Here is an 11,243-nt window from a genome sequence, read left to right on the forward strand (position 1 = left end):
CATGGCGGCGACGAACCGTTTCGACGCGATCGTGATCGGGTCGGGGATCAGCGGCGGTTTCGCCGCCAAGGAACTGACCGAAAAGGGCCTGCGCGTCCTGATGCTCGACCGGGGCGTCATGGTCGAGCATGGCGAGGGCTATCCCTATGACGGCAAGCCGCCTTTCGAGGTGCCCGCGCGCAACATCATGCCCAAGCCACTGGTAGAGAGCGATTATTTCATCGCCAAACAGGGCTATGTCGCGCCCAGCAACCAGAAATTCTACAATGACGACCGGCTGAACCCCTATGCCTATGACGAGGGGAGCAAATTCTACTGGATCCGCCCCGGCGCGGTCGGCGGCAAGTCGCTGATCTGGGGCCGCTGGTCCTTCCGCTGGAGCCCCGACGATTTCGAGGCGAACAAGCGCGAGGGCGTCGCCGCCGACTGGCCGATCCGCTATGACGACGTCGCGCCGTGGTATTCCTATGTCGAGAAATATATCGGCGTTTCCGGCTCGCGCGAGAATTTGCCCTATCTGCCCGACAGCGAGTTCCAGCCGCCGATCCCGATGAACGTGGCGGAGAAGTGGTTGAAGGAGCGGCTGGAGGGCCAGTTTCCGGGCCGCAAGCTGATCAACACCCGCCTGTCCAACATGACCGAGGACAAGCCCGACCAGAACCGCACCAAATGCCAGTTCCGCAACCAGTGCGGCAATGGATGCTCGTTCGGCGCCTATTTCTCGACGCAAGCCGTGACGCTGCCCGCCGCGCGCGCGACCGGGCGGCTGACGCTGCAATCGGACGCGGTGGTTACGGGGATCGACTATGATCCGGCCGCCAAGAAGGTCACCGGCGTCCGCTATGTCGATGCGAAGACGGGGCAGGCGCAGACGGTGGCCGCCAATCTCGTCTTCGTCTGCGCCTCGGCGATGGCGTCGGTGCAGATCCTGATGAACTCGCGCGCGCCCGGCTCGGAGCGCAGCCATTTCGACAGCAGCGGGACGCTGGGCCGCTATGTCATGGACCATATCTTCCGCGTCGGCGTGTCGGGCGAGATTCCCGGCATGGAGGATCTGATCGAATATGGTCGCCGTCCGGGCGGGGTCTATGTGCCGCGCTTCCGCAATCTGAAGGGCGACGAAGGGCTGGGCTTCCGGCGCGGCTATGGCTATCAGGGCTCGGCCTATCGCAATGCCGCCAAGCCGGTCGGCTTCGGCGCGGAGATGAAGCATGGCATGCGCCGCTATGGTCCCTGGCAGTTCAGCATGGGCGCGTTCGGCGAATGCCTGCCCTATGAGGACAATCGCATCTCGCTGCACTCCAGCAAGGTCGATCGCTTCGGCGTGCCGCTGTTGAAGTTCGACGTGACCTTCCGCGACAACGAATTGAAGATGATGGCCGACGCCCGGCGCGAGGGCGAGGCGATGCTGCGCGCGGCGGGCCTGAGGAACGTGACCAGCGGAGAGCAGGAGCATGTGCCGGGCGACGCGATCCACGAAATGGGCGGCGCGCGCATGGGGGCGGACCCGCGCGCCTCGGTGCTCAACAAATGGAGCCAGGCGCATGACGCGTCGAACCTGTATGTGACCGACGGTGCGCAGATGGCGTCGGTGTCGTGCGTCAACCCGTCGCTGACCTTCATGGCGCTGACCGCGCGCGCGGCCGATCACGCGGTCAAGGGGCTGAAGGCTGGCGCCGTCTGACCTCCCGCGCATGACCGCCAGGCGCCCCGAAGGCGTCACCATCCGCGCGGTGGGCGAGCGGGCGGGCGTGTCGGCGATGACGGTGTCTAACGTCATCAACGGCGCGGGCCGGGTCGGTGCGGCCACGCGCGCGGCGGTGCTCGCGGCGATTGAGGAACTGGGCTATGTCCCCAATGTGGCCGCGCGTCGGCTGGCCAAGGCGCGCGCCACCACGCTGGGGCTGGTCTATAGCGACCGGAGCACGCCCTTCATCGACTCGGTGCTGCTGGGGGCCTTGCGCGCCAGCAATGCGCGCGGGCTGCAATTCATCGCGCAGGGCGAGGAAGGGCTGACCCGCGATGCGGCCGAGGCGGCGGTGCGCGCGCTGGTGCAGAGCGGGGCGGCGGGGGTGCTGCTCGTGCCGCCCTTTGCCGAACTGCTCAGCGGATCGGGACTGTTCGAGGAACTGGGCGTCGCGGCGGCGGCGATCGCGACGGGGCAGGCGCTGCCCGACATCGCCACCGTCCGGATCGACAACCGCGCGGCGATGGCGGCGATGACCGCGCATGTCGCACGGGTGGGGCACCGGCGGATCGGCTTCATCGCCGGGCCGCAACGCTTTTCGGTCGCCGACGAGCGGCTGGCGGGCTTTCGCGATGGATTGGTGGCTGCGGGCCTGGCCTATGACCCCGCGCTGGTGATCCAGAGCGGATTCGATCCGCTGTCCGGCGCGGCGGCGGGGCGGGTCCTGCTGGGGCTGGCGGACCGGCCGAGCGCGATCCTGTGCAGCAGCGACGACATGGCCGCCGGGCTGATCGGCGAGGCGCACCGCATGGGCCTGCGCCTGCCCGACGACCTGGCGGTGACGGGCTTCGACGACACCGCGATCGCATCGCGGGTCTGGCCACCGCTGACCGTCATCCGCCAGCCGGTCGAGGACATGGCGTTCGGCGCGGTGGAGCAGGTGCTGGCGGCACTACGCTTGCGGATCGTGGAGGACCGGGTGATGGCCTTTGAACTGGTCGCGCGCGAGTCGGTGGGGCGGGGGTAGGGGCCGTGCATGGTCCGGGCCGGACGGATGGGGATTCCCTTGGCCTTCGACTTCGCTCAGGCTGAACGGAGGGGGGAGAGCGGGCCAACATCCCTGTTGACCCCGGCGGAGGCCGGGGCCCAGTTGCCATGTGGCCGGAATGACGGGATGAACCTGCCTCCCCCGCTTTGCCTGGCGCGCCATCGGCCGGGTGGCGCCTGGGCCCCGGCCTTCGCCGGGGTCGAAGGGGATACCTTCCTCCGTTCAGCCTGAGCGAAGTCGAAGGCCACGGGAATCCCTTACCCCGTTCGCCCATATTCCGCGACCAGCGCCACCTCCTCGGCATCGCCCAGCACAACGCCGACGCGCTGGTGCAGGCCGATCGCCTCGACATCCATGATTGGGATGGCGCCGTCGATCGCCGCGCCGCCCGCCTGTTCGATCAGGAAGCTCATCGGATTGGCCTCGTACAGCAGCCGCAGCTTGGCCTTGCCCGACTGGCGGTGGTCGCCCGGATAGAGGAACACGCCGCCGCGCTTCAGGATGCGGTGGATGTCCGCCACCATCGAGGCGGTCCAGCGCATATTATAATCCACCCCGCACGGCCCTTCGGTGCCCAGGATGCGTTCCTCGATATAGCGGGCGATGCCCGGCGACCATTGGCGGCGGCGCGCCATGTTGATCGCGAACTCGCGGTTCCCCGCCGGAATCCGCATCGGCCCGTCGGTCAGCCGCCACGAACCCAGCTCGCGGTCGAGCGTGAATTCATACACCCCGTCGCCGACCGTCAGCACCAGCAGCGTCTGCGGCCCATAGATCGCATAGCCCGCCGCCACCTGCGCGCGGCCGGGTTGCAGGAAGTCCGCCTCGGTCACCTCGCGCCCCGCGCAATCCTCGGGCGCGCGCAGGACCGAGAAGATGGTCCCGACCGACAGGTCGACATCGACATTGCTCGACCCGTCGATCGGATCGAACAGCAGCAGATATTCGCCCTTGGGGTAGCGATTGGGGATGCGGTGGATCGTCTCCATCTCCTCCGACGCCATCGCCGCCAGGTGCCCACCCCATTCATTGGCGTCGAGCAACAGGTCGTTGGCGATCACGTCCAGCTTCTTCTGGACCTCGCCCTGCACATTCTCGCTGCCCAGCGAGCCCAGCACATCGCCCAGCGCGCCCTTGGAGATCGCCTGGTTCACCGCCTTGCACGCGCGCGCCACGGTTTCGATCAGCAGGCGCAGTTCGGGAGGGCAGGTCTCCGGCGAGCGGCGCTGCTGCTCGATCAGGAAACGGGTCAGCGTCGTCTGGCGCGCTATGGTCATCGTCGCGGTGTTCCGGGGAATGGATGGGGCCGTGGGACGATCGGCCGGGCGGGCTCCCTCCCGCCGACCGGGCCATGATGATGCACCGACCCTGCCCCAGCCCCCCGAGCCGCGCAACCGTCCGTTAAGCAAAGCCCGTGCTTTATAGGGACGTAGCATTTCTGTTATATCCCATTCGCCAAGTGGGATATGTTGCCGGTCGGAGGATCATCATGTCGACCCAAGCCCTGACCCCGACCGACCGCGCCGCCCCCGATGCAGCGACCGGCATCGACGCGATCGTCACCGGGCTGCGCCGCGCCCGCGATGGCTGGCGGCAGCGGCAGGATGCGGGCCGCGACGTCGAGCGTTTCCCGTCGCGCGCCGGGGTCGAGGATGTCGTCGCGCTGATCGCCGCCGCGCTCTATCCGCGCCGTCTGGGCCATTTCCGGGGGGCGGGGGTGGAGGAGGACCGTTTCGTCGCCGCCAAGCTGCTCGCCGGGCTGACCGCGCTGGAGCGCGAGATCGGGGCGGAGCTGGCCTATTGGCAGAAGGATGCCGATGCCGCCTTCCCGCCCGAACAGGCCGCGCTGATCGCCCGACTGTTCGGCGCCACCCTTCCCAAAGTCCGCGACCTGATCGACAGCGATGTCGAAGCTGCCTTCCTGGCCGATCCGGCAGCGCGCAGCGTCGACGAGATCCTGCTCTGCTATCCCGGCGCGACCGCCAGCCTGCACCATCGCATCGCGCATGAACTGAACGAACTGGGGGCGCCCATCGTGGCGCGGATGATCTCCGAACTCGCCAATGAGCGGACCGGGATCGACATCCATCCGGGGGCGACGATCGGGCGGCATTTCTTCATCGACCATGGCACCGGCGTCGTCATCGGCGAGACCGCGATCATCGGCGAGCGGGTGCGGCTGTACCAGCATGTCACGCTGGGTGCGCGTTCGGCGCTGGGCACCGCGCCGCGTTCGCCGCGCGACCGCTTCGCGCGCCATCCGATCGTCGAGGACGACGTCATCGTCTATGCCGGCGCGACGATCCTGGGCCGGGTGACGATCGGCGCGCGCTCGGTGATCGGCGGCAATGTCTGGCTGCTGGCGGATGCCGCGCCCGACAGCGTGCTGGTCCAGCCCGAGGCGCAGGCCCTGGCCATCGCGGAGGGCCGCGCGCTACGCCAGGAACTGGAGGGACGGGCATGATCCGGGGCGGCAAGCCGATCATCGGTCTGATGTGCGGGAACGAGGAGGCGAACCGGCCGATCCAGGCGGTGGCGACGCGCTTCATCGATCCGCTGGTCAAGCTGGGCGGTGCCAGCGTCGTGCTGATCCCCGCCATCCCGGAGGCGGTCGACACGGTGATGATGGCTGACATGCTCGACGGCCTGTTGCTGACCGGGGGACGCTCGCATGTCGCGCCCGCGCAATATGGCGACTGCGCCGAACTCGCCCCCCAGGCATGCGACCCGCGGCGCGACTCGGTCGCGCTGGCGCTGGGCGGGCGGATGATCGAGCGCGGCAAACCCGTCTATGGCATCTGCCGGGGAATGCAGGAGATCAACGTGCTGTTCGGCGGGTCGCTGACCTGCCTGGGCGGCTCGGCGCGCCATCATCGCGGCAGCTGGGACGAAAGCTACGAGTCGCTGTTCGGCCATCATCACCCCGTCGACCTGATGCCCGGCGGCGTGCTGGCGGGGCGGGGCGGCGATCGGCGGCTGGAGGTCAATTCGGTCCACCAGCAGGGCGTCGACCGGCTGGGCTATGGCCTGGTGGTCGAGGCGCGCGATGCCGAGGACGGGCTGATCGAGGCGTTCCGCGCCCCCGGTTGCGGCGCGGATGTGCTGGCGGTGCAATGGCATCCCGAATGGGACGTCGCCCAGTGCCATGTCGCGCGCAGCTTCTTCACCCGCCTGGGCCATTCGGCGCGCGGCCATGCCTGAGGGAACGGACCCTCAATAGATGTCGCGGGCATAACGCCCGGTCGCCGCCATCTCCTCCAGCACCGCGTCGCCGAGCAGCTCGGTCAGCGTGCGGTGCACATCGCCCGCCATGCCCTTCAGGCTGCCGCAGACATAGAGCGTCGCGCCTGCCGCCACCGCCGCGCGGATCGTGTCGTGCTCCATCGCCACCACGTCCTGCACATAGCGCGGGCCGGTCCCCAGCCGCGACCAGGCGGTCGCCATGCCGGTCAGCACGCCCGCCTGGCCCAGCGCCCGACGCTCGGCGGCATGGTAATCGTCGTGGTCGGGATGCCGCTCGCCCCAGAACAGCCAGGCGGGGCCGCCGCCGGTCGCGGCGCGCTGGCGCAGATGCCCCATCAGCCCGGCCAGCCCGGTGCCGTTGCCGATCAGCACGATCGGCGTCGCGGGGTCGGCGGGGGAATGGAAGGCGGGATTGGCGTGGACGCGCGCCTTGACCACCGAGCCGATCGCCGCGCCCCCGCACAGCCAGCCGGAGCCCAGGCCGGGTAGCCCGTCCTCGGCGGTGCAGAGCCGGACGATCAGTTCGACCCGGCCCGCCGCCGCGATCGAGGCGATCGAATATTCGCGGTGGGCGAGGGGGCGCAGCGTGTCGGGATCGAAACCGGGTCCGGCCTCGGACGGCAGGATGCTGGTCATCAGCCGCGCACGCATCGCGGGCGTGTCGGGCAGGCCGGTCGTCGCCAGGAAGGCGATGACCCGGCGGACATCCTGTTGCGGCAGGATTTCCAATATGTCGCCCGCCGCCCATTCGGCCGCGCCGTCGACCGGGGCGAGCGCGACGTGCCAGGTCGGTCCGCCATGGCTGCCCGGATTGAGCAGGCGCCGTTCGACCAGCCGCCAGTCGGCCATCGGCGCGGGGGTCCAGTCGGGCTGGTCGGTCCGCGCGCCCAGGCTGGCAAGCTGCTGCTGCCAGAGCCGCTGGGCATCGGCATCGTCGCCGTCCAGCTCGATCGCATCGAACAGCCGCTCCGCGCCGCCCGCATGCAGCCAGCGGTCGATCTGGTGCCCGAAGGCGCAGAAATCGCTATATTCGCGGTCGCCCAGCGCCAGCACGGCATAGCGCAGATGCGACAGGTCGCCGGGCGCCTCGGCCAGCGTCCGGGCAAAGCCGCGCGCAGCATCGGGCGGCTCGCCTTCGCCATAGGTGCTGGCGACGACGAACAGCTGCCGCAATCCCGCCAGCCGCGCCGGATCGAGCGCGGTCACGGGCACGGCGGCGGCATCGGGCAGCGCCTGCGCGGTCAGCCGGGCGATCCGCTCGGCCGATCCGGTCTGGCTGGCATAGGCGACCAGCGTCGTCGTGGCCTCGGGGGCCGCGACCGGCGTCTCGGCCAGCACCGCGCCCAGCGCCTTCTTGCGTCGCCGCCGCGCGAAATAGAGGAGGAAGCCCGTCACCGTGAACAGTGGCATGGTCAGGCTGGTCAGCGTCATGACGATCCGCCCGACCAGCCCGAAATAGGCGCCGCGATGAATCTCATAGACGCTGGTCACGATATCGTCGCCCAGCGGCCGCGTCGCATAGGGCGTGTCGGAGACGATCCGCCCGGTCGCGCCATCGACCGTCACCTCGTCCGACACGCGGTCATGCCGTCCGCCGGGCAGCTTGGCGCGGAACTGGACGGCGCCGTCGCGGATAGAGGCGGTGATCCGCTCATAGTCGCGCCCGCCGGTCGCCTGGGTGAAGCTGTTCCAGGCGCGCGACAGGTCGGGCCTGGCATCCTTGGCCCCGCCGCCGCGCCGTTCATGCTCGACCTGTTCGGTCGTCAGCAGATGGCGCACGCCGTCGCGATACCAGCCATAGGACCACCATAGCCCGGTGCCCGCGCTGATCAGGTAGAAGACCAGCACCCATCCGCCGACCACCGCATGCAGCGCGCGGTAGAGGTTGCGCCCCGTCTTGCGCAGGTCGAGCACCAGCCAGTTGCGCCAGTCCAGCGGGCGGCGTGGCCAGCGCAGATAGAGGCCCGACAGCGCGAAGAAGATCAGCGACAGCGCGGCAAAGCCGGTCAGCTGCCGTCCGATACCGTTGCCCTTGCCGGGCAGCGCCAGCCAGCGGTGGAGATTCTCGACCGTCTCGAAGAATCCGCTGCCCTGCGGTTCGCCGAGCAGCGCGCCGGTCGCGGGATCGACATAGGCGCGTTCGCGCTTCTTGCTGTCGCCGATCGTATAGCCGACCATCGCCGCACGGGTCGGATCGCGCTCGACGATCAGCCGCTGGATGTGCAGGCCGGGTATCTCCGCCTGGATGCGCGCGATCAGCGCGGGCGCGAGCAAGGGCGGCGTCCGGCCGGGGGTGACGGTCACGATACCGGGATTGGTCGCGGCCAGGATCTCGGGCTCGAAGCTGATCAGCGCGCCGGTCACGCCCATCACCGCCAGCACCAGTCCGGCGGTAATGCCCAGGAACCAGTGGACCTGAAACAATATCGTGCGCGTCGAAATCACGGTCGAACCAGGCTTGTTATTGATAATGAGTAGCGTTAGGGCGCCTCGCGATTCTGGTCAATGGTTTCGAGGGGGTAATGATGCATAAGATTGGGGCGAATGCTCGGTCGAGTCTGCGCCGGGCGTGGCTTGCCAGCAGCGCGGTCGCGATGTTGACGATGGCGGCACCCGCCGTCGCGCAGGTCCGACCCGCCGCAGAGCAGGGCGCGGCGGACGAGGCCGACAAGCAGGAGGTCGTCGTCACCGCCGCGCGCACCATCCTGCCGCCCAACGCACTGCCGCTGACCATCGACATCATCGACAAGGCGGCGCTGGACCAGCAGATCGCGATCTCGGGGAGCACGACCGATGCCATATCGGTCCTGACGCCCAGCTTTTCCCCGACTCGCGGCAAGCTGTCGGGGGCGGGGGAGACGCTGCGCGGACGTTCGCCGCTCTATGCGATCAACAGCATTCCGCAGACGACCCCGCTGCGCGACGGCAGCCGCGACGGTTTCACCATCGACGGCTTCTTCATCGACCGGGTCGAGCTGATCTATGGCTCCAACGCGCTTCAGGGCGTCGGCGGGACCGGCGGTATCATCAACCAGGTGACGGTCGGCCCACCCCGGACCGAGGGCTGGTCGGGCCGCGCGCTGGTGCAGGGCACCACCGCCGACGGGTTCGAGGGCGAAGGGCTGGGCGGCAAGGCGGCGGGCCTTGTCCAGTACAAGTCCGGTATCTTCGACGCGACGCTGGGGGCGTCCTATGAACGGCGCGGCGTCTTCTACGATGCGCAGGATCGCCGGATCGGGATCAACCTGACGCAGGGCGAGACGCAGGATTCGCACGCGCTCGACCTGTTCGCCCGGCTGGGCGTGCAGTTGCGCGACACCGGGCGGCTGGACCTGATCGCCAATCGCTACACGCTGGATGGCGAGGGGCGGTTCGTGCCGCTGGCGGGCAATCGCCTGACCGGCGTGCCGACCAGCGCGGTGCGCGGCAACCCGCCCGGCAAGCCCGCCGCCAACCAGGCCGAGGCCCTGTCGCTATCCTATACCGACAGCGATGTGGCGGGCGGCAACCTGACGGCGCAGCTGTTCTTCAACCGCACCTATGACACGTTCGGCGGCGAGCCGACGGCGATCGCGACCTTCCAGGACCCGGCGATCGCGCCGGTCGGCACGCTGCTCGACCAGTCGGAGAACCGGTCGCGCAAGCTGGGCGCGCGGGTCAGCTATGAACGCGCGGTGCCGGGGTTCGAGGCGCTGGTCGCGACGATCGGCTTCGACGCGCTGTGGGACAAGTCGGAACAGCGGCTGATCATCACCAACCGCGTCTGGGTGCCACCCGCCGATTTTCGCAGCCTGGCGCCCTTCGCCCAGGCCAATCTGAAGCTGTTCGACGGCGTGGTCCGTCTGGCGGGCGGCGTCCGGTGGGAGAATGTGAAGGTCCGCATCAACGATTACCACACGCTCGCCTCCAACACCTATGACGGCAAGAATGCGGCGACCTATGGCGGCGTCAGCGTCAAGGGCGGCGAACCGGGCTTCGACCAGCTGCTGTACAATGGCGGCGTGATCCTGGAGCCGTGGAAGGGCATCCGCGCCTATGCCAGCTATGCGCAGGGCTTCACCATGGCCGATATCGGCCGCATCACCCGCGCGGTGTCCACCCCCGGCACCGACCTCAGCAATTTCCGCGCGATCGATCCGGTCATCTCGAACAATCGCGAGATCGGCGTCGAGGTGAAGCGCGGGCCGATGGACGCCAGCGCCACCTATTTCTGGTCGTCCAGCGACAAGGGCCAAGTGCTGCTCGCGCTGGGCAACGGCATCTTCGAGGTGCAGCGCCAGCGGGTCGAGATCCAGGGGCTGGAGCTCAATCTGGGCATGAAGATGCCGATCGAGGGGCTGCGCCTGTCGACCGGCTATGCCCATCTGATCGGCAGATATGACAGCGACACGCGCAACCCGGACGGCAAGGTCGACACCGATCTGGACGGCACCAACATCTCGCCCGACCGGATGAACGTGGCGGCCGACTTCGCCTCCGGCCCGGTTTCGGCGCGGGTGCAGACGCAATTGTATCTGGCGCGCAATTTCCACGGCAAGGCCAATCCCGATCCGCGCAACAATTTCGGCGGCTATACGGTGACCGACGCCTATCTGCGCTACCAGACGCGGATCGGCGGCTTCTATGTCAGCGCGCAGAACATCTTCGATCGCTTCTATATCGACTATAACAGCGACACCCGGCTGCCCAATGACAACCTGGCCTTCTTCGCCGGGCGCGGGCGGACCTTCACCATCGGGTGGGACCAGCGCTTCTGATCGCCATGCGGCCGGGGACGGGTCAGCTTTGCGGCCGCCCGTCCTCGGTCATGGACAGGTCCAGGTGGCGCAGCATCGCGGTCATCGCATCGGTGCCGCGCTGGGTCAGGGTGACGGCCAGCCGCCGGTGATCCGCCGGGTCGGTCCGTCGCCGGATCAGCCCGGCCCCCTCCAGCCGGTCGATGCGGCGCAGCGCGCTGGTCGAGCTTTCGCCCGACACGAGGATCAGTTCCTTGACGCAGAGGGGGCGGTTCTGCTGCTCGGCGATGAACAGCTCCAGCATCATGTCCCAGGCGGAATCGCGGAACACGTCGCGGGGAAAGAATTTGGCGGTATTGGCGCGCATCGCCTGGATCTGGCGGGCGAGGGCGAGCAGGGTGGGGCCGTTATGCGTCCGGATCGGCGCGGCGGACATCGCCGCGCGACCATGGGTGGCGGGGTAGCGGGCTGCCAGGTTTTTCGACATCGACATATCCTGAGCTGAGGCCGGGGATGACGGTCATCCCTG

General features: G+C 68.7%; 8 protein-coding genes. 5 read left to right on the forward strand and 3 right to left on the reverse strand.

The window, feature by feature from the left end:
* The first annotated feature begins 1 nt into the window (after window position 1).
* Entirely contained in the window at window positions 2-1,684 is a 1,683-nt protein-coding gene (locus ACFX59_RS04270) for a GMC family oxidoreductase (protein WP_387429975.1), read from the forward strand.
* 10 nt (window positions 1,685-1,694) lie between these two features.
* On the forward strand, window positions 1,695-2,714 hold the full coding sequence (locus ACFX59_RS04275) for a LacI family DNA-binding transcriptional regulator (RefSeq protein WP_387429977.1): 1,020 nt from the start codon (window positions 1,695-1,697) through the stop codon (window positions 2,712-2,714).
* 278 nt (window positions 2,715-2,992) lie between these two features.
* Here ACFX59_RS04275 and ACFX59_RS04280 read toward each other — a convergent pair whose 3' ends face one another.
* A complete protein-coding gene (locus ACFX59_RS04280; protein ID WP_309693677.1) occupies window positions 2,993-4,012 on the reverse strand; it encodes a class 1 fructose-bisphosphatase in 1,020 nt (339 codons plus the stop codon).
* 212 nt (window positions 4,013-4,224) lie between these two features.
* Here ACFX59_RS04280 and epsC point away from each other — a divergent pair, with 212 nt between their 5' ends.
* Window positions 4,225-5,199 carry a serine O-acetyltransferase EpsC gene (epsC, locus tag ACFX59_RS04285; RefSeq protein WP_307103980.1) on the forward strand — a complete coding sequence of 325 codons (975 nt, stop codon included), beginning with the start codon at window positions 4,225-4,227 and terminating at the stop codon, window positions 5,197-5,199.
* Entirely contained in the window at window positions 5,196-5,936 is a 741-nt protein-coding gene (locus ACFX59_RS04290) for a gamma-glutamyl-gamma-aminobutyrate hydrolase family protein (RefSeq protein ID WP_307103982.1), read from the forward strand. The genes epsC and ACFX59_RS04290 overlap by 4 nt, the downstream gene beginning before the upstream one ends.
* 12 nt (window positions 5,937-5,948) lie before the next feature.
* Here ACFX59_RS04290 and ACFX59_RS04295 read toward each other — a convergent pair whose 3' ends face one another.
* Window positions 5,949-8,423 (reverse strand): PepSY domain-containing protein, encoded by a 2,475-nt coding sequence (locus tag ACFX59_RS04295; protein WP_387429980.1) that lies wholly within the window; start codon window positions 8,421-8,423, stop codon window positions 5,949-5,951.
* A gap of 77 nt (window positions 8,424-8,500) precedes the next feature.
* Between ACFX59_RS04295 and ACFX59_RS04300 the strand changes: the two genes are divergently transcribed.
* Complete coding sequence (locus ACFX59_RS04300; RefSeq protein WP_387429982.1) at window positions 8,501-10,735, forward strand: TonB-dependent receptor; 2,235 nt, start codon at window positions 8,501-8,503, stop codon at window positions 10,733-10,735.
* 22 nt (window positions 10,736-10,757) lie between these two features.
* Here the strand turns inward: ACFX59_RS04300 and ACFX59_RS04305 are convergent, their stop codons facing one another.
* A complete protein-coding gene (locus tag ACFX59_RS04305) occupies window positions 10,758-11,201 on the reverse strand; it encodes a MarR family transcriptional regulator (RefSeq protein ID WP_309693687.1) in 444 nt (147 codons plus the stop codon).
* Between the last annotated feature and the right edge of the window lie 42 nt (window positions 11,202-11,243).

It is taken from the genome of Sphingomonas sp. NCPPB 2930 (genome assembly GCF_042867205.1).
Taxonomy (GTDB): domain Bacteria; phylum Pseudomonadota; class Alphaproteobacteria; order Sphingomonadales; family Sphingomonadaceae; genus Sphingomonas.